Source organism: Paenibacillus sp. FSL H7-0323, assembly GCF_038002725.1.
Taxonomy (GTDB): Bacteria; Bacillota; Bacilli; order Paenibacillales; family Paenibacillaceae; genus Paenibacillus_AQ; species Paenibacillus_AQ odorifer.
In genome coordinates this window covers 5,554,411-5,574,424 of record NZ_JBBODB010000001.1, presented here as the reverse complement: position 1 = coordinate 5,574,424, position 20,014 = coordinate 5,554,411, and the positions used below count along the sequence as shown (strand labels likewise).

The 20,014-nt window shown below is 45.8% G+C and carries 17 protein-coding genes and 2 pseudogenes; 5 read left to right on the top strand and 14 right to left on the bottom strand.

The genetic code is table 11. From position 1 onward, the window contains the following. The first annotated feature begins 50 nt into the window (after positions 1–50). Complete coding sequence (locus MHH89_RS25090; RefSeq protein WP_076138416.1) at positions 51–1,229, top strand: Fe-Mn family superoxide dismutase; 1,179 nt, start codon at positions 51–53, stop codon at positions 1,227–1,229. Between the two features lie 118 nt (positions 1,230–1,347). Here the strand turns inward: MHH89_RS25090 and folE are convergent, their stop codons facing one another. From folE to MHH89_RS25065, 5 genes and pseudogenes are all read right to left on the bottom strand, one after another. Next, positions 1,348–1,941 (bottom strand): GTP cyclohydrolase I FolE, encoded by a 594-nt coding sequence (gene folE / locus MHH89_RS25085; protein ID WP_036676830.1) that lies wholly within the window; start codon positions 1,939–1,941, stop codon positions 1,348–1,350. Between the two features lie 45 nt (positions 1,942–1,986). Next, the gene (locus MHH89_RS25080; RefSeq protein ID WP_036676828.1) at positions 1,987–2,238 is read right to left on the bottom strand and encodes a YneF family protein; all 252 of its coding nucleotides are present in this window, start codon (positions 2,236–2,238) and stop codon (positions 1,987–1,989) included. Positions 2,239–2,367: 129 nt separating this feature from the next. Continuing rightward, positions 2,368–3,564 (bottom strand): annotated as a pseudogene (gene queG / locus MHH89_RS25075) (tRNA epoxyqueuosine(34) reductase QueG); the annotation flags it as partial. A gap of 35 nt (positions 3,565–3,599) precedes the next feature. Beyond that, positions 3,600–4,208, bottom strand: a complete 609-nt coding sequence (gene lepB / locus MHH89_RS25070; RefSeq protein WP_076101394.1) for a signal peptidase I — start codon at positions 4,206–4,208, stop codon at positions 3,600–3,602. Between the two features lie 190 nt (positions 4,209–4,398). Beyond that, entirely contained in the window at positions 4,399–4,818 is a 420-nt protein-coding gene (locus MHH89_RS25065) for a GNAT family N-acetyltransferase (RefSeq protein WP_340397702.1), read from the bottom strand. A 482-nt stretch (positions 4,819–5,300) separates the two neighbouring features. Between MHH89_RS25065 and MHH89_RS25060 the strand changes: the two genes are divergently transcribed. Next, the gene (locus MHH89_RS25060) at positions 5,301–5,909 is read left to right on the top strand and encodes a superoxide dismutase (protein WP_036676820.1); all 609 of its coding nucleotides are present in this window, start codon (positions 5,301–5,303) and stop codon (positions 5,907–5,909) included. A 673-nt stretch (positions 5,910–6,582) separates the two neighbouring features. Here MHH89_RS25060 and mutY read toward each other — a convergent pair. Continuing rightward, positions 6,583–7,864: pseudogene (gene mutY / locus MHH89_RS25050) on the bottom strand (A/G-specific adenine glycosylase). Between the two features lie 37 nt (positions 7,865–7,901). Continuing rightward, complete coding sequence (acpS, locus tag MHH89_RS25045; protein WP_076124398.1) at positions 7,902–8,300, bottom strand: holo-ACP synthase; 399 nt, start codon at positions 8,298–8,300, stop codon at positions 7,902–7,904. 209 nt (positions 8,301–8,509) lie between these two features. Between acpS and MHH89_RS25040 the strand changes: the two genes are divergently transcribed. Then, entirely contained in the window at positions 8,510–9,337 is an 828-nt protein-coding gene (locus MHH89_RS25040) for an alpha/beta hydrolase (RefSeq protein WP_076124399.1), read from the top strand. 95 nt (positions 9,338–9,432) lie between these two features. On the opposite strand, the gene nadE is transcribed toward MHH89_RS25040, so the two are convergent. The 3 genes from nadE to MHH89_RS25025 form a co-directional block, all read right to left on the bottom strand. Further along, positions 9,433–10,242, bottom strand: a complete 810-nt coding sequence (gene nadE / locus MHH89_RS25035; RefSeq protein ID WP_076124401.1) for an ammonia-dependent NAD(+) synthetase — start codon at positions 10,240–10,242, stop codon at positions 9,433–9,435. A gap of 169 nt (positions 10,243–10,411) precedes the next feature. Then, the gene (locus tag MHH89_RS25030) at positions 10,412–10,846 is read right to left on the bottom strand and encodes a BrxA/BrxB family bacilliredoxin (RefSeq protein ID WP_036676813.1); all 435 of its coding nucleotides are present in this window, start codon (positions 10,844–10,846) and stop codon (positions 10,412–10,414) included. A 120-nt stretch (positions 10,847–10,966) separates the two neighbouring features. Beyond that, complete coding sequence (locus MHH89_RS25025) at positions 10,967–12,469, bottom strand: ATP-binding protein (RefSeq protein ID WP_139330153.1); 1,503 nt, start codon at positions 12,467–12,469, stop codon at positions 10,967–10,969. A gap of 394 nt (positions 12,470–12,863) precedes the next feature. Between MHH89_RS25025 and MHH89_RS25020 the strand changes: the two genes are divergently transcribed. After that, positions 12,864–14,132: a BaiN/RdsA family NAD(P)/FAD-dependent oxidoreductase gene (locus MHH89_RS25020; protein ID WP_076279660.1), complete on the top strand. Its 1,269-nt coding sequence runs from the start codon at positions 12,864–12,866 to the stop codon at positions 14,130–14,132. A 449-nt stretch (positions 14,133–14,581) separates the two neighbouring features. On the opposite strand, the gene MHH89_RS25015 is transcribed toward MHH89_RS25020, so the two are convergent. The 3 genes from MHH89_RS25015 to MHH89_RS25005 form a co-directional block, all read right to left on the bottom strand. Beyond that, complete coding sequence (locus MHH89_RS25015; RefSeq protein WP_341088400.1) at positions 14,582–15,859, bottom strand: ABC transporter permease; 1,278 nt, start codon at positions 15,857–15,859, stop codon at positions 14,582–14,584. Continuing rightward, complete coding sequence (locus MHH89_RS25010) at positions 15,838–16,578, bottom strand: ABC transporter ATP-binding protein (protein WP_036676805.1); 741 nt, start codon at positions 16,576–16,578, stop codon at positions 15,838–15,840. Before MHH89_RS25010 ends, MHH89_RS25015 begins: the two co-directional genes overlap by 22 nt. Positions 16,579–16,738: 160 nt before the next feature. Next, a complete protein-coding gene (locus MHH89_RS25005; protein WP_076279658.1) occupies positions 16,739–18,082 on the bottom strand; it encodes an MFS transporter in 1,344 nt (447 codons plus the stop codon). 349 nt (positions 18,083–18,431) lie between these two features. Here MHH89_RS25005 and MHH89_RS25000 point away from each other — a divergent pair, with 349 nt between their 5' ends. Then, positions 18,432–18,899, top strand: a complete 468-nt coding sequence (locus tag MHH89_RS25000) for a MarR family winged helix-turn-helix transcriptional regulator (RefSeq protein WP_036676802.1) — start codon at positions 18,432–18,434, stop codon at positions 18,897–18,899. Positions 18,900–19,651: 752 nt separating this feature from the next. Here MHH89_RS25000 and MHH89_RS24995 read toward each other — a convergent pair. Beyond that, complete coding sequence (locus tag MHH89_RS24995) at positions 19,652–19,876, bottom strand: hypothetical protein (protein ID WP_076303397.1); 225 nt, start codon at positions 19,874–19,876, stop codon at positions 19,652–19,654. Positions 19,877–20,014: the final 138 nt, after the last annotated feature.

Here is a 20,014-nt window from a genome sequence, read left to right as displayed (position 1 = left end):
GCACACATATAATGGACTGATGAAGACATATCACGGGAGGTTTTCTTGGAATGTTATATGTATACGGGCCGATGCTGCCAGTACGTATTTTAGAAGAAATCGTATTCTGGAAAACACAAGAGAAAGAGCATACCGAGGTTATCAAAGCAATCGTACCTAACCTGGAGGAACCCTATGTTAAACTGCTGGATGAATGGGCAGTGGTCTTCGGTGCCACAGAGATGGCCGCTCAGCAGTTATTGAATTCTGCCCTCTCTGCTTCTCCACCAAGTCAGGCTGAACTCACTGCGGAAACAGAAAAGCTGCTGCATATCTCCTGTACCCAATCCCAAGAATTTGTTCGGCAGCTTTTTGCCATTATGGAAAGTAGCGCAGCCGTCAAAGCCGTCCCCCTTGCAACCACTGTGATCCTGCATATTATTCGCGAATCAGAGTATTTCCTTGCCGTACTGCACACTCTGAGCTCGCCCGGACAGCTCACGCAAATTATGAGAGATTATACAGCAGCCGACTATGTCGTAAGAACAGAAGAGGACAATGTCACGCGGAATGAGGGACTTATTCCTTCTACAGATACTATCCTTGATATTCGTGAAATGAGTGCTGTGCCAATTGGCGGACATACGCTGCCTCCATTGCCTTATGCTTATAATGCGCTGGAACCATACATCGATGAGAAAACCATGCGGATTCATCACGATAAACACCATCAAAGTTATGTAGATGGACTAAATAAAGCAGAGAACAAGCTAGCTGAGGCTCGCAAGAAAGGAGATTTCGATCTCGTTAAGCATTGGGAGCGGGAGCTAGCCTTTAATGGGGCAGGCCACTATCTCCATACAATATTCTGGAACGTAATGTCTCCACAAGGTGGCGGGCGTCCAACTGGAGCCTTACTGGAAGCCATTGAACAAAGCTTCGGCAGCTATGACAGCTTCAAGAAACAGTTCACAGAAGCTGCGAATAAGGTTGAAGGTGGCGGCTGGGCTATTCTCGTCTGGAGTCCACGCAGTCATAGACTGGAGATTTTGACTGCGGAGAAACATCAGAACCTGTCACAATGGGACGTGGTTCCGTTACTGGCTCTGGATGTATGGGAGCATGCCTATTACCTTAAACATCAGAATAATCGGGCCGATTATATTGAGGATTGGTGGAAGGTCGTTAACTGGCCTTACGTCTCAGAACGTTATGCTGCTGCCAGTAAACTGGCCTGGAAGCCTTTTTGATATTATTTCAATTCACAGTGAACATCACTCTTATTCCCACACCCTGACCAAAAAGGACCCATCATTCACATTACGTGAACGATGGGTCCTTCCAATTTCGAGGTATGCACCCCGATATTTATTCCTTAATCAAGCTTAGAAACTCCGCACGAGCGGCGGCATCCTCACGGAAGACCCCTCTAGTAGCCATAGTTACCGTTTTGCTGCCTGGCTTCTTCACTCCGCGTGCACACATACACAGATGTTCTCCCTCCACAACAACCATAACACCGTGGGGGCCTAGCACCTCCGTCATAATATCAGCAATTTGCGCCGTAATGCGTTCTTGAACCTGTAGACGCCGGCTTACTGCTTCAACAAGCCGAGCTAATTTGCTGAGTCCAGCAATACGTCCGCTCGGAATGTATCCTATATGCACTTTACCAAAGAAAGGAGCCATGTGGTGTTCACATTGGCTGTAATAGACGATATCCTTAACAATCACTAGCTCTTCATGAGACTCATCAAAAGTAACGCCGAGCGCCTCGCGGGGATCTATCGAATAACCGCCGAATATCTCCTCGTACATCCGCGTAACACGTGCCGGTGTTTCCAGCAGTCCCTCGCGGCCGGTATCTTCACCGATTAATTCTAATATTTTCTCAACGTGATACTCGATTTGCTCACGGTTCTCTGCAACTTTACCGTTCACATATTCCTTGATGTTCCCCATGATGTCTCCCCCTTCCGCACCCGTATACATGTTATCCGGACCCGGTTACTTACTTCTACGTTTATTCCCTTTAGCTGCTCCTGGGCGCGCACCTGGCTGTCCCTGAGTCTTCATCATTTGCTGGGCACGCTGCATTTGCTTCCCGTTCAGGTTATAACCCATTTGCTTTGCAACCTTTTGCAGCATTTCAGGATCATTCTGCATGTTTGTCATTTGTTTGCGCAGATAATATACACCGATGAAAAAACCACCGATGAGACCTACGACCAATGTAATAATAGGTAATGCGATACTCATCTAAAGCCCACCTCTACACTCTATTGTCTGCATCGCCATATGGCACGCGAATCTATCATAGCATTTCGGGAACTGGACAGCAATTGGCAATATGCAACCTGTCTATGAACTTTTTCCTCCATTAATATCGCTGTCCTCCCGTGCCTTCTTCCCAGTAAGGAGCACATCCTGCGCCCGGCTTAGCATTTCCCTCACCGTGCTATCCTCCTCGCGCTCTAAACCCGCTTCTACAGCCGCTAGAGCCTCATCACCGCCAATACGTCCAAGCGCCCAAGCAGCAGTGCCCCGCATCTCTGGCCGCGGCTCTTTCAGAACAATCTCTGATAGCTTTGGCACAGCCCCGGCTTCCTTAAAATTGCCTAGGGCAATGATCGCATTTCGCTGCATCGGCTTTTTGCCTCTCCAGGCTGCTGAGCTATTGCCGAATTTCTCTTTGAACTCACGATTGCTAAGATCAAGGATCGGCAGCAGCAGCGGCTTCACAATTTCAGGATCAGGTTGCATCTGAGGGCGATGATTCCAGTTCTTACCTCTATTCTTGGGACATACAATCTGGCAAGTATCACAGCCGTATAGACGATTGCCGATCTTGGTCATATACTCCTCGCTGAGGAACCCTTTAGTCTGCGTCAAAAAAGAAATACACGCCTGTGCGTTAAGCTGACCCGGACCCACCAGCGCTCCGGTCGGACAAGCATCAATACACTTGGTACAGTCCCCGCAGCCTTCTTCAACAGGTTCATCCGGAGCAAAAGGAATGTTCGTAACCATTTCCCCAAGATAAATCCAAGATCCCCATTTGGGCGAGATGATAGAACAGTTTTTGCCGCTGAAGCCTATTCCCGCTCTTTCCGCTACCGCTCTATCTACTAGAACACCAGTGTCCACCATACTTTCCAGCACAGCCTCTGGTACACGCTCGTGAATAAATTCCTCTAGCTTACTTAAGGCTTCCCTCAGCACATGGTGATAATCCCTGCCCCAAGATGCCCGGGCGAGGATGCCTCTACGTGCACCCGGCTCAGATTTAGGAGGGTTCTCCATTTTAGAAGGGTAAGCGACTGCAATCGAAATAATAGATAACGGCTTGTCTCCAGAAGACAATGCTGGAACTGTCCTTTTATCCAGATCGGGTTCCTCGAAGCCAGATTCATATCCATTGTCCCGGTGGTCTTGCAGTATATTTTTTAAATATAAAAAAGGTTCTGCTGTTGTAAACCCGATATCATCAATACCGAGTGATGTCGCAGCCTCCTGAATCTCTGCTTTAAGCTGTGCCCACTTGGAAGGCGGGGGAGCATACGATGACTGAAATGTATTGGTCATTTCCGCCTTCTCCTTTCATATCTTCGCTGACTTTCTTATAATCTATTCAGTTTTGACAGAGGCCACCATATATAATCAGCCCTGCCGACAATCATATCCTGTGAAATAGAGCCGAAGTAACGGCTGTCCTTGCTGGCTGAAGCATGACGGTTATCGCCCATTACAAAATAATTGCCACTTTCCACGGTTAACGCTGCAAAATCCGGATCTTCAATCTCAGTATCGATATAGGGCTCATTCACTATTTTTCCATTCACGTATAACTGATGATTCCGTACCTCTATGATATCTCCAGGTATGCCAATCACTCGCTTCACTAAATACTCCTTATGACTAGGTCCGGTACTTGGATCATGAAGAATGACAACATCACCATGTTTTGGATTTACGAAGAGCAATGAAATTTTATTAATGAAGAGCCTCTCACCCTCCCAGAGCGTTGGCTGCATAGACTGACCTTTAACCGTTGATATATTGAACACAAAAACATTAAGAACAGACATCACAGCAAAAACAATCACAGCTGTAAGCAGCCAATCCTTCATTTCCGAGACCAAACGACCGCCCAGGGTAGTCTTGGATCTGGAGGATCTATGTCTTTGTTTCCTATTTCTCGTGTAATCTACTTGGGGCTCCTGATTCAATATGTCACCTCTGTTCTCAATAATTGAAGTCTATACTTGCAGATATTATAACAATAAAAAAGCATATCTCCCAGCCATTAGCAATGGACTTCTGGAAAATACGCTCGAGTATGAATGAAACAGACTATATCGTCAGCTATAGTTCTTTTTTCTAGAAAATGTTTCCGCTTTCGCAGCTGAGTGATCAAAATTACCCAACAATGCTCAGCTTCCGGACAGATTTGAAGATTTGATTCTCGCTATATCCCATAGCTTCATACAACGGCAAAGCAAAAGAATTATGCTCATCGACGGCTACATAGATACCACTGACTTTACGAGCTTGAAACCTGGATTCCATAGCTGATACCAGACTTCTACCGACTCCTCTGCGGCGATAATCAGGATGTACAGCAATCCGGAAATAACAACCGTGGTTTTTCTCAATTGTACCAATCAGTGCTCCAACAATTTCTTCTTCATCTTCCGCAACTACAATGAGATCTGAATCCCAAGAAAGCTGCCTGGAGAAAGGCTCGATAGTGTTCTCGAAACACTCTTCCGATAATGCGGTTTGCAGCAAATCAGTCATAGGGCTAACGTCGCTTAATTGAAAGGAACGAACGTGCATTCTTTAAAATCTCCCTTGTCTATGGCTTATGAATTTAACAAAAAGAAGGGGTTCCCTTAACATAGAGAAAATAAAAAAAAGCATCAAATATCGAGGAATACCTGCTTTTAAATCTATTAAAGCACACTTTTCTCGTGATATCATCATTTTTCTTTTGAAAGCGCTTAATATCAAGCGTTTACATTTCGGATGGGGTTCATTTCTTCATTAAAAGGGTATTAATAAGGATATATGTCTATAGGTTAGGGACTATTTATTTTAACATTCTAAATACAATTGTAAAACCCTTTCCCTCTCCAATTATACTTTATAAACATTTATGTTTGTTTAGTGTTGCATTATTGGTCTAGATACGGTTTAATTAAAGTATCCTATTGGGCGAAACCCTATAGTACATATTTACAATAAAGGATTTTGACGTTAGTTCGCCAGAATTCTTTATCTATAACAAAATTCTAATATAACTCAGGAGGGATTTTTCCATGGCATTTCAATTACCGGCACTTCCTTATCCGAACAACGCACTCGAACCACACATCGACGCATTGACGATGGAAATTCACCATGACAGACACCATAACACATATGTAACTAATCTGAATGCAGCTTTGGAAAAAGCACCTGAATTGCAAAGCAAAAGCATTGAAGAGCTTCTTACAGATCTGAACGCTGTACCTGAAGCTATCCGTACTGCTGTTCGCAACAATGGTGGCGGACACGCTAACCACACTTTGTTCTGGGAAGTTATCGGACCAAACGGCGGCGGCGCACCAACTGGCGCATTGGCTGAAGCTATCGATAAAGAACTGGGCGGATTCGAAAAATTCAAAGAAGATTTCGCAGCAGCAGCAACTACTCGTTTCGGCAGCGGCTGGGCTTGGCTAGTTGTTAAAGATGGCAAACTGGCAGTAACAAGCACACCTAACCAAGACAACCCAATCAGCGAAGGCGCTACTCCAATCCTCGGACTGGATGTATGGGAGCACGCTTACTACCTGAACTACCAAAACAAACGCCCTGATTACATCAAAGCGTTCTGGAACGTAGTAAACTGGGAAGAAGTTGGCAAACGTTACGAAAGCGCAAAATAAGAAATTCCATTTGGCTTATGCCATTTAACTAAAAAAGAAGGTATCTCAGAGCCGAATAGGCTAAGGGATACCTTCTTTTTTTAGGTTGGAGATATAGAGAGATAAAGATAAAGATAAAGACAGAGATTGATTGAGATCCTCCCAGACACCGCATTTCACGCCGCTTGCGTCGCTTAAATGGATGCAACTGGATCGGTATAGATCAGAATAGATCGGTATAGATGAGAATAAATCGGAATAAATCGCAATAAATCTATACTCGGCTTACGAGAATCTGCGTTTGGAGTAGCTGAGCAATAGATTAGGGAATAACTCCCTAAAATTCTGCGATATACTCCATAAACACGAGTAATTAGGGAAATACTCCCTAAAAATTATCCGTTTTGGGCATAAAACCGATATTTTCCTAATTATTAGGGAGGTTTTCCCTAAAATGATCAATTACAAGCCAAATCGACCTATTTTTAGGGAAAAATTCCCTAATTAAATTTCATTCACTCTCGTAGCCATAGGAACACCAGAAGAATTTAGTTGGAACAAGACTGAACTAGTCTGAGCCAAATAAACAAATATTTGCTACGAAGAGACTGAAGCATACGACCCTACTTAGGTGCATACATCAAACTCAGGTTTTGTACATTTAGCACTTTAGCAACGCAACACGGCGAATCTCCTACTTCTCTAGCTTCGCCCGCTCTTCCTGCTCATCAAAATAAAGGTTCAGTAGCTTCAGAAAAACGTTAGGGAACGCATAGTTAGCCATGTCTTCGCGGCTGATCCAGCGCACTGCTCCGCCATCCTCTGGACTAGCGGTCCCGTCCTCAAATCTCTCGATAGGCATGCTGCTGTCGATCCCCGAGAATAAGTCCGCATCCGCGTTGTACACCGCCCGTCCTTCTGCCGCTATCGGCAGCGGAAGGGCGTCCTCTTCGCTGCAGCGGTACACCTGCAGCGTCCACACGATATGGCTGAAGATATGCTCAGCAGCCATCCAGTGCTTCTCAGGCCGGGCAGAGATCCCGGCCTCCCGAAGTGACCGGCGCAGCCATCCAGCGCCGCCGCTTCCGGCAGCCGCGCGCCTTTGGCGCCGCCTTCCACAGGCGGCGCCGGCAGTGCGGCAGCTCCCACATGCGGGCTAACAGCCCGCTTTGTGGCCGCTGCCGGATGAGTACTTGGCCCGCGTGGGCACCGCGGCCCTCGATTAAGGCCGCCAGCCGCTCCTCAGGGCGCGGCGGCTTGGCCTTGGTCTTGACGGGCAGCGAGGTCTCGCAGCCCGCCAGGCGCGCGGCGCAATGCTCCATCACCGGGCAGGTTAAGCAGCGCGGTGATTTAGGAGTGCATACGAGCGCCCCAAGCTCCATCAGCGCCTGATTAAAAGATGCCGCTTCCCCCTCCGGGATCAGTTCAGCTGCCAGGCGCTCCATTTTTACGCGGGTGGGTCCCTTGGCGATATCATCCTCTATCAGGAAGTATCGGGACAACACCCGCATCACATTGCCGTCGACCGCTGGCTCCGGCCGATTGAACGCAATGCTAAGGATAGCCCCTGCCGTATAAGGTCCCACTCCCTTTAAACTGAACACAGCCTCGCGATCATTCGGCACCTGCCCGCCATACAGCTCTTTGACCTGTTTGGCCGCATGCTGTATATTGCGAGCACGAGAATAATAACCTAAGCCTTCCCAGCACTTAAGCACGTCCTCTTCTGGTGCATCGGCGAGCGACTCCACGGTAGGAAACCTTTCGATAAACCGATTGAAATACGGGATTACCGTATCCACCCTTGTCTGCTGCAGCATTATTTCAGAAATCCAAATATAATAAGGATTGCGGTGCCGACGCCAAGGCAAATCCCGTTTCTGCCCTTGATACCACTCCAGCAAATGATAGCTGAAATATTGCTTAGCCTCCCGCAGCTCCTGTTCGTCTTGAACTTGTAGATCTTGTTGTGTCATTATAACGCTCCTTGCCCTTCTATAATCAGGGTTCAATTTATGAACCTGGCCCTTCCACGACAGCAAAAGCCGAAGCCAAATCACGGCCATGTGTTATCGTAAGATGAATGGTGTACCTCTGTCCATTTGGCAGATCTAGTCTGCTCCAAGCTTCACACGATAAAGTTACCTCTGGTTTTCCTTTAGCATCAGGCAATATCTCAATATCCTGAAACCCAACTACATTGCCGATGCCACAGCCTAAAGCCTTCACAACTGCTTCCTTGGCAGCAAAACGTCCGGCTACGAACTCAGCCAACCTCCCGCTTCGCTCTTCAGCAAGTTGATATTCTTGCTCTGTTAAGACCCGCTGGTTAAATTTCTTACCCAGTCCTCTATTTATTACCTCTGAGATTCGTTCAATTTCTAACACATCATGTCCGATTCCGTAAATCAACACTTCACGCTCCTTATGGACGTGTATCCCATTTTGCTTCAATAATGGTATGATCAATCATATGAAGTATTATTAAAAGTAATAGTCCTGCAAGATTCTTTCTGCTATCTTAAAAGAAAATGCGCTCTAAGTCTAATAAGACTATCCAGCGACTTCACGATAGACTAGCTGATTTACTTCATTTTTATATATGGAGAGGGGATTACCCTATGAATCATCGTAATTTTGAAATACCTGCCGGAGACGGAGCTGTTCTCCGCTGCTCACACTTCCCAGCCCAAGGCAAAGCCAAAAGCGTTATAGTTATAGCCCATGGCTACAAAGGTTTTAAAGATTGGGGAATGTTTCCTTACATAGCCACAACTCTCAGCCAAGAGCATGAAGTAATTACTTTTAACTTCTCTCATGCTGGCATCGGGGAAGATCTGCTGCATTTCACTGAACTTGAGAAGTTCGCCCGCAACACCTATCGCCGCAGCTTGAAGGACATGGAAATCCTGTTGTCCTATCTTAGTCAACACCCGAAATTCGGCAGCCTGCCGTTATTCCTTCTCGGCCACAGTCTCGGAGGGGGAATTTGTTTGGTCTACACGCTTGATCATCCCAATGAGATCAGCGGAGTAATCTCCTGGAACGGGGTTACGAAACTCGATTTGCTGACGGAAGAACAAAAGCAGCAGATGAAGGAAACAGGAAGAACCTATGTCCTTAATGGACGTACTGGCCAACAAATGCCGCTGGATGCTGTAATTTTAGAAGATATGGAGAACAACAAAGAACGCTATAACATCCTTGAACGCATACAGAAAGCGTCCTTCCCAGTTGTCCTTATTCAAGGCAGTCAAGATGGAGTACATCTCCGCCAAGGATCTGAGCATCTCATCAAACTTCGGCCAGATATTAGCTGGGTGCAGGTTCCTGAGGGTAATCATACGTTCAACACTGTGCATCCTTTTGCTGGCACGACTCCGCAATTAGAGTTCGCGATTGCTGCGACAACTAATTTTATCGATCAGACACTTACGCTTACAGAATAATTATTCTTCTTAGTCTATCCAGCTATCCAACTCACAAAAACCGCCACGAGCTCTGCTGCTACGCAGACCCGTGGCGATTTCTAGTTCAACCTATTCTAAATCCCCGGAATAACATTACGCTTATGTGCCGTTCTCCGGTAATAATTCTCAAGCTTCTCAGCTACTTCAGGGTTAACCTGTTTACCTTCCAGATAGTCGCTGTTATCGTCATAAGTAATGCCCAGCTCGGTTTCATCCGTCTGACCCGGCCATAAGCCCGCCGTAGGTGCTTTTGTGACAATATCCGCAGGCACACCGATATGTGCAGCCAATTGACGTACCTGACGTTTATTAAGTGTGGATAGTGGTGTAATATCTACAGCGCCATCGCCCCACTTCGTGTAGAAGCCGGTAATCGCTTCAGAAGCATGATCCGTTCCTACTACAATCAGATTGTTCTCAAAAGCGAGTGCATATTGCATAACCATACGTGTTCTGGCTTTAACATTTCCTTTGCCTTGATGCGTCATATGACGGTGTTGGCCTATTGATTTCAGACCATGCTCAACTTCAAGGGCAATTTCATTTACCGCTTCCTCAATGTTGGTCTCCACAGTATGAGTCAGATTAAAAGCTTTGGCAACATCGTAGCTGTGCTGAATATCTTCCTGAACCCCATAAGGCTGGAATACTCCAAGCGTCATATACTCTGTGCCTTTTTCTGCCGACAGCTCGTCCGTAGCCTGTTTACAAAGACCCGCGGCTACCGCACTGTCCACTCCACCACTAATGGCGATCAATAATCCTTTAGCCCCTGCGTTCAGCACGTACGACTTTAAGAAATCAACCCGTTTTCGTGCCTCAACCTCTACATCAATCGTTGGCTTCACGCCAAGATCCGCAATAATTTCTTTCTGTAAACTCACCAAACACACCTCGTTCCATCAGAAATGGTTCCATATCCATCAAAATATCCACCCAAAACGAAGCTCATGCTTCTAAGCATATTCTATCCCATTATTGCTCTTATATTTTGAAAAATCCCGCATGCAGCCGATTTACCGGCTGATGCGAGATTATATGGAATAACTGTTTTTACTGGCACAAACGATTGAAGACTTCTTTCAATTCAGCAGCAATTTCAGCAGCCGAACGATCTTCTACACCATGACGTTCAATAAAGTGAACGAGTTCTCCATCCTTCATCAGTGCGATGGAAGGTGAGGATGGCGGATAAGGAGCAAAATATTCACGTGCTTTAGCAGTAGCTTCTTTCTCTTGACCTGCAAACACTGTGAACAAGTGATCCGGAGTGATTTCATTTTGCAAAGCCTGAGCTACACCTGGACGACATTGTCCAGCAGCACAACCACAGACCGAATTTACGACTACAAGCGATGTTCCTTTTGCGGTTGGAAGAGTTGCTTCCACCTCTTCTGGAGTCATAAGCTCCTGAAACCCGATACTTGTCAGGTCATCACGCATAGGCTGAATTGAATCTCTCATATATTGATTAAAAGACATGGACATTTCTCTGCACTCTCCTTCACTTTTCAACTGTTTGTCAGATAATATTACAGCAGTACTTACTAACTTTATTATACATTCATACTCTGTGAAAGCAAGAGATGCTGTAGAGGGTGATTCAATCTAAGAGCGAACCTCGCTGGGTTCCTCCTTATTCAATGGGAAGGAGATCGTAAATACCGTGCCCTCTCCTTCTACAGACTCTACATTTATTTTACCGTTATGCCGCTCCACAATACTAAGACACAAGGATAAGCCTAGACCTGTTCCCTGAATTTTCGTCGTAAAAAAGGGTAAAAACAGCTTCTCGCGTTGACTTTCTGACATACCAACGCCGCTATCGGTGACAATCAACTCCACTTTATCATGAGTACTGCGTGTCTCCAGCGTCAGCACCCCCTTGGGTCCCATAGCCTCCATACCATTACGTCCTAAATTGAGAATAAGCTGCTTGATTTCCCGGACATTTAGCTCCAATTCATGCAGTGATGGGCTCAGCTTCAGTTCCACACTTTGACCGCGAAGATTAGCATCAGCCCACAGCAATGGACTAACTTCTTCTATAATATGGTGCAGCAGCACCTTCTCTTTATCAGAAACCCGGCTCTGTGCCAAGGATAAAAAATCATTAATAATACTATTAGCGCGGTCCAGCTCTTCCATCACAATCTGATAATAAGAATCCAATTCTTGAGCACTCTTTTCTCTCATCAGCTGCAAAAAACCCCGAACTACCGCCATAGGATTACGAATCTCATGGGTAATTCCAGCAGCCATCTGCCCGACCAAGCTCAAACGTTCCACATGATCCAGCTCTACACGTAGTTTTTCCTCATTGGTCATATCCTGCACAATAATTACAGCACCACTTGTTACCCCTGAGCTCTTATGCATTAACGGCGCTGAATAAATCTGATAGATGCGCGACTCATGAATCATTTTTTCACTGGAACGCCGTTTAGAGCGGATATTATCACTTACCCGCATATATGCCTGTGTATCCACTGAGCTGTGAAAAAACTTTTTTACCGGTTCGTCAATAATATCCTCTTTTCGCAAATTGGGATAATGAGTCCTCATCATTCCTAACATACAATCATTAAGATCAGTTACAACTCCGTGTTCATCCAGAGACATAATACTCAGAGGGACTACATTGGTAATCTGCTGCAGCTTCTCGGACTCCCACTGGAAACTTTCACTGATACTCTCCATTTGTACTTTATCCCGCAATCTACTTCTAACCATCTCAACAAAATATACAAAAACACCACCTAGCGCGATGGTAAAAAACAGATACACCGTAATCAGAAATGCTTGTACGGAATTTGATTCATATATATTTTCCCCGCCTATAATCGGGACTAACGCAATAAATAGCATGCTTGGACAAAGAATCATCCATAACATACCGATCTTCTCAACTACTGTACCTTTCTTAAAAGGTTTGGCCAGTCCAAACAGTAGCGGATATAATAAAACCCCTGAATTCAATATCACGTTACTGATTCCTGTAGGCTCCGCAATGATTACATTGCAGATAAGCAAGAAAATGGACAGCAAAATGCCCGAACGGGTAGTTCCATATAAAATACCAATATACGCAGGGATTAATCCTAAATTCAAATAGGCTACACCAAACAGAGTTGTCGAAAGAAGAGAGCACAGGATAAGACTAAACGTACATGCCAAAATTAAAAAGGTCTGATCATTTGGGAGCTTCCCCTTTTTCCGAGTCACAAATCTACGGTCCACCCACCATTGAAAAAGAAAAAGAAAGGAGCATGCTGCCGATATTTGCAATAAGATATCCTTAACCGCACCAATAATTACAATCACACCCCAAAATGGACAAATTACCCTACATGCTTAGATTAAAGCACAGGATTACTCTCCTGACAACGATAATCACCTAATGATTGGACAAGACTGGTTACATGTGAATCAGAATGGTATGATTCCGTTAGGAATACCCGCGGAAATCGCTTCCGTGTCTTAACATGTAAAGGAGTAAAATTTCATGAGCAATTACGATGTGATCGTCATTGGAGGCGGCCCTTCGGGTCTAATGGCAAGCGTGGCCGCTGCAGAACACGGGGCATCCGTTCTGCTAATCGACAAGGGAGCAAAACTAGGCCGAAAGCTCGGAATATCTGGTGGCGGACGCTGCAATGTTACCAACGTCAAGGAAAGAGACGAGCTAATCGCCCATATTCCAGGAAACGGGCGTTTTTTGTATAGTGCCTTCGACCATTTTAATAACCAGGATATCATCGCCTTTTTTGAAGGTTTAGGCATTGCATTAAAAGAAGAAGATAACGGGCGGATGTTTCCCGTTTCCGATAAGGCCTCTAGTGTCGTATCTGCCTTAATTAGCAAAGTACGGAGTCTAGGCGTGCAGATTATGACCGACAGTCCCGTCTCAAGAATAATCTATAACGAAGGGGCTGTTAAGGGAGTCCAGCTGAGCTCGGGCAAGACGATCGCCTGCACTGCTGTTATCATCGCCACCGGAGGCAAGTCTGTACCACAGACCGGCTCCACTGGAGATGGCTACCCTTGGGCAGAAGCCGCAGGGCACACGATCACCGAGCTGTTTCCGACAGAGGTGCCGATTCTTTCACGGGAAGAATGGATTAAGTCCGGCGAGCTGCAAGGCCTGTCGCTACGTGATGTAGCCCTCACTGTGTGGAATCCTAAAGGAAAGAAGGTCATCTCTCATCGAGGAGATATGATATTCACCCATTTTGGATTATCAGGGCCCATTGCACTGCGGTGCAGCCAATTTCTGAGACAAGTCCAACGTAAATCCGGCACAGATACGGTGGAGATGTCCATTGATCTCTTCCCTGATCTGAACACACAGGAAGTAGAATCTATGTTGCAGGATAAGCTGGATCAGGAACCTAAGAAAGCGATCCGCAATTCGCTGAAAGGACTGTTGCCAGAACGTCTCATCCCCCTCTTGCTGACTAAAGCTGACTTAGATGGGGATACAACTGGCCATCACGTCTCCAAGAATGGGTTGCTTCTATTAGCTGGGATTTTGAAACGCATGCCGGTTTATGTGCATGGCACCCGTTCCCTATCCGAGGCCTTTGTTACCGGGGGCGGGGTAAACCTGAAGGAGATCGATCCCAAAAGAATGGAATCGAAGCTTATGCCGGGGTTATTCTTCTGCGGCGAGGTACTCGATATCCATGGCTATACAGGAGGCTACAATATAACAGCGGCCTTCTCAACAGGATATACAGCAGGCAAGCACGCTGCTGACATTCGACTGGAATAATCTCTAATGCAACGTGAATATCCTCCAAGCAGCTTACTACTTTGAAAATGGCGGTCTGCGCGATTCTCTCATTAATTGGAGAATCGCTCCTCTGTTTTGGGTTCCTCAGCTGCTATGTGGAGCGTCTGTCCTAATCAGCTACTGCGGCTTCGGACCCAGATGACGTTATTTGCGAATTTATCACCTTATGGGCAGTGTTTCGGACTCCAACGACGCTATTCATTATAACGAGACTCATATATGGTGTTTTTCATGGCAATAGCAACTATGGAGTCCGTTAGCATCCCAAAAGTGGAAAAATAGTATGTTTAGGGGCAGCTGTGACCGATAGGCTAGCTAGGTACCTCATACGTACGTGCGTGCAATAGATCGAATCAAGACAAAAAAAGAAGAGTGCCCCAGCAGCCTTTTCACGGCTTATGAGGCACTCTTCCGTTCTATTTATATCTTTATTTCGCTAAGCGAAATGTTCCAAATATTCTAGAGCTAAACAGTGCAACGATATAACCTAGCGGGATGAACAGGATAATCCCAAACCATCCATATAAGGAAATACAGATCAGCGCAGAACAAATGATTGAAAAAGGAAGCAGTAAGATAGGGACCGCACGCAGCCCCGCTTCGGCTTTTTGTTCCTTTGAAAACGGCAGAATTCCGATGTAATCATCTCCCACGAATAACGACCAGAACGACAACAGCCAATTGGTCATGAGAGAAACTAAAACTATAAAGCCCAGCCATTTGAACCCTGATGGAATGATAAATATCGCTAAAAGGGACACAGCAGTAAACGATAAGTAGAGCTTTAAATGAGCCGGATTCCGTACAAGTGCCTTAATCGCTGCCGCAGAGAAACGGCTCTCGGCAGTTTTTGATTTTAGCAAAGGCTGTGATTTCCGGAAAATCCACGGCTTATGGCGGGTCGGACGTGGCTTATCCAGTACGCCGCGGAGTAATAGGGCCGCTATTTTCATCCGCTGCTTATAATCTTCACGCACATCGTTCATGAATGTCCCACGCATCACCATACGCCGCCGAAGAGCGATTACCGCTACGACTGCAAAGAGTGCTGCAATCAGCAGCATAAAAACTGGACTGTTGTTCCAAAACGTAGCTGCACGGAAATAAATCCCACAAGGAACGGAGACGGCCAGAATCAGCCACAGCCAGCGCCGCCAGCCTTGCTTTTGTACTTTTACAATATGCCCCAGTAATTTAATGCACCAGCTACATGCCAGAGTCAGAGCGAACAGCGCCCATACCTCGGATGACAGCATTCCATATCCCCGAACCAGAAAAGGTAATAACAGCACAAAAGCTACACAGAACTTCAACGATGTTACGATCAGGCTGTACAGCAACCCGCGAAACATAATCGTATTTATCCATCGCTGCCGTTGTCTTAGAAATAATAGATCGCCTTCCTGCAATAATAGCACCAGTCCCCCTCTACAGAGCAGGAGCACTAATAATGAAGGAATGAGCATAAACGGCAAATCTCCACTCCAAGCTGGCAATGCCTCGTTCCAGAACCCGTAATATAACCGTCCTCCCAGAAATCCCCCGGGAATCAGTATATATAACAGCACAGTCCAATCGGCAGCCGTACGGATAATAGCAGATTGCTCACGCCAATGAGAAAATAATCGCCGCCAGAATAGCTTTTTGGAGGTAGGAAAAGCAAACCCTCGCTGCTTCTGCTTACTCATGTCAGTTCGTCGAAGCAATCAAACAACGACGCCTCCGGCAACCCAGCATAATCACGTATATCTTCGAGCGTTCCAGCAGCGGCAACCCTGCCACCCGAGATCAGCACAAAATCATCGCAAATTTTCTCAGCAGTATCCAATACATGCGTAGACATTAATACACCAGCTCCGCGCTGCCGCTCCGCTTCCAGCAGTCGCAGGAAATCTTTAGTGGCCCGAGGATCCAAGCCGATAAAAGGCTCGTCCACAATATAAACATCCGGCTGCACCAAAAAGCCAAGCATCAGCATCATTTTCTGTTTCATACCCTTAGAGAAACCAGCTGGAAGATCATCACGGACATGGTTCATGCCGAACTGCTTCAGTAACCTCTCCGCCGTTTCTTGAAACTGCTCATATTTTAGTCCATAAGCAGCAGCAGCCAAATCTAAGTGCTCCCATAAGGTCAGGTCCTCATAAAACACCGGTTGCTCCGGTACATAAGCATAAGATTTATTAACTCCATTAAAGGAGACCTTAGCTTTGGTATTCTTAAGCAAACCGAGCAGTGTTTTGATTGTAGTACTTTTTCCCGCACCGTTTGGTCCGATCAGTCCGAGCAGCTGTCCACGCCGCACCTGAAATGAAATATCGAATATGCATGGGGCACCTGCTTCATAGCCTGCTTCATCGATCTCAACATCGAGTACAATCTCTTCGTCGCTCTCGGTATCCCCTGTTATTTCTACATTCTCCATATTCGCCAACTCCTAAATATTTCTAATGAATATTATTATCGAAATTCCAATCCAGAAAGATAGCTTCTCTAATCGTACTATATATACTTTCTCCAAGGAAGCAAACTGATTTTTTCACAGCTCAGAGAACTACTCTCCTATTTAAAAAAGAAACCTCCCATTAAAGAGAGGTCTGTCCGAGAAGCTCTAGGTTATTTGTTGCTGAAATTTCTTCTTCACGTTTAATTGCCGCTTCATCTCTACGCTCGACTTTACCACGCAGCATTAACAGTAACACTCCGAGCAGGGCTGTAAGCAAACCAGAGAGAATGAAAGCCGGGACAGGTCCTGACGCTGTAACTAAAGCCCCACCGGCCACAGGTCCCAAGATAACAGCCGCACTTGTTAGACTGCCTATAGTTCCAAATACACGGCCCGTGTATTCCGCAGGGGTCCGCTGTTGCAGCATAGAATTGAAGGGAATGAACGCAAGGCCTGCTCCCACACCAGCAAACATAAAAGAACCAAATAAAGCGATGTTCATCCATAATCCAGCCTGACCGTGGGCAGTTACAATTCCTGCACTTGAGAAAACAACCCCCATAATTACAGCTCCCAATCCCATGAAGACGAGCGTATGTTTACCACTGCCTATACGGCTTACAAGCAAGGCTGACAGTAAGGTGCCAAGACCACTGGCTGCCACACACCAACCCAGCAGATCACCGTTCACACCCGGAATTTCCCGGAATAACGTTACAATCTGCGAATCACCAATTTGCAGCATTAGCAGCACTAGTACCAGCATAGCAATCCCGCAAAGTACTACTGGCATTCCCACGATCACCTGCAGACCCGCCGACATTTCTTGGCGAAAAGACTTCTGAGCACCATTCTCCCCTGTGTTATCCTCTGCTGCATCTTTCTTCAGTGCAGCCGCACGCGGCAGTCCTATTAAGATGACCGCCGATAAAATGAAGGTAGCCGAGTCAATCACATAACAAGCGGCAATACCAAATGCGGCAACCAGCAGTCCACCTAGAGCAGGACCAACAATTTTGGTTATTTGTTCGATAGATGAGCTAAGCGCCATGGCTTTATCCATCTGGGCCGCAGGGACAAGCTCCTTGAGCTTTCCGCTTTTGGCTGGTGAAAAGAGTACATCCATGATCCCTTTAGCCACCAGCAGGACATATACCTGCCAGAGAGAACCTGCAAATACCAAACAAACAACGATTCCGGCACGAGCTAGATCCGAACCAATCATCAGCGCCTTGCGGTTAAAACGATCACTTAAATAACCTGCGAACGGTCCTCCTAAGAGCAACGGCACAGCCATACATAAAGATATAGCCGTAATTTCCCACGGTGTCGCATTCCATTTAAAACCTACCATTGTCAGTAGCGCTAGGATATGCAACCAGTCTCCCACATTCGATACAAGCTGTGCGGCAATAAGCAGCATAAAGGGCTTATTCGCCGTTAGCTTTCCTTCTTTTGAATCATGAGCCAGTTGTTCCTCCATCTTACTTCACTCCCCGTTACTATTTCTCGATGAAGTAATAGTAAAATATTGGAGAACATCAATCATCCGTCTGAAGGCGTAAATAGCGCTTGAACCTAAGACTGAAATTCTTATCCTTTCAAAGACTGAAATCAAAAAAACCTTCGTTTTTATCGCATTCAAAAAATTGTTTGATTTTTAATAATTAAAAGTGTGCTCATTGTGACAAATCACATGTTCTTCATTCGCTCTTTCACGTATTCTAAGGTTATCTCAAGGTTCGTTGCACAGGTAACCCGTGCACTAATGACTATTGATTGCAAACTGTGCGATGAGTTCACACATGATTAACGATAGAGGGTGGAGAAGCATGATACAATCTTACGAACGTGATACGCAATTAACACTACATTTGTACCGGGTATTTGCCAAGTCTTTTAAGAGCATTAATGAACATGCTGTTACCGGCAGCAAAATTGAAGGTTTTAATCCGACTGCCTTTGCCGTTATGGAAGTGTTGTACTATAAGGGACCACAACCCATTCAACAAATTGGCGCCAAGCTGCTGCTGCAAAGCGGCAACGTTACTTACGTAATCGATAAGCTTGAGGAACGCGGCTATTTGCAGCGTAAGCCTTGTCCGAGCGACCGCCGTGTGATTTTTGCGGAGCTGACTACGGAAGGTGAACGTCTCATGAATGAGATGTATCCGAAATATTCAGAACGCCTGCATCTTGCTTTCAGCGGTCTGAATGATGATGAGAAGGAACAAATGATTGTTCTGCTCAAAAAGATGGGTCTACAAGCTGAGAAGCTATCCCCTCTTCCTCGTAAGTAAGAGTCGCTTATTTATGTGTTTTAGACAAGCTGTTGTTGATTTCTGTTAATGGTAAAAAGAAAACCAATAGGCGATTCTCCGATTTATTTGAGAATCGCCCATTGGTTTTCTTTTGTTCTGCGGCAGTTTACTTGAGCAGATGATATAAGTCCTTATGACCCCTCTGAGCAAAATTTGAGTGCCTTTTTACAGCCTCCGTTAGCCGAACATTAGTTGGGAACTGATCAGTTAGGGCAGTAAGTCGATGCCGAAGACGGACTTTGAGGTCCGCTTTTGGCAAACCTCGGATCATCGTCATCCTTATTCGGCATGACTTGCGTGCACGCTTCCGACTGGATTTGGCGTAGCACACCTCCGATTGGACTTGGCGAGCACACTTCCGATTGGACGTCCCTTCTAGCTAACCGTAACTATAACTCTCAGTAAAACCCACTTTCGGTAAAATCCACTTTTGATATAACCCGCTATATTTTCAGCGCCCGATCTTGATGGGAACCTGAGCAGTAACTAAAGGAATAACTGCATTCTATACAGCTATTTCGTATGCAAATCGGATTATTCTAACTTTAAGTGTATTCTGTACAATTAAAAACCAGAAAAAGTACCCCTAGGCGAGTAAATCAAGAAAATAGATGTACTAAATACAGCTATATCCATTGAAGAGTTAACGGCAGGATTATAGTTGTACAAAATACAACTAAATTTGCCTAACGATTGCTTCCACTGCTTCCATCGACGCTCTACTCAAGAGGTTACATCAATCTGGCGTGCCACCCATCCGTTATTCCATGTGTCATTCCATGCATCACTCCGTGCGTCACTCCATGTGTCATTCCATGCGTCACTCTGTGCGTCTTTCCGTGTGTCATTCCGTACGCCACTCCGTCCGTTATTCCATGTGCTACTCCGTGCGTGATTCCATGTGTCACTCCATACGTCATTCCATGTGCTACTCCGTCCGTTAGTCCATGCGTCATTTCATGTGATACTCTCCGTTAGTCCATGCGTCACTCCATGCGTCATTCCATAGCCACACCGTCGGTCATTCCATGCGTCACTCCGTACGCCACTCCAGGGAGTTAATTCGTATGGTTCAACCACTTTAACACGCTATC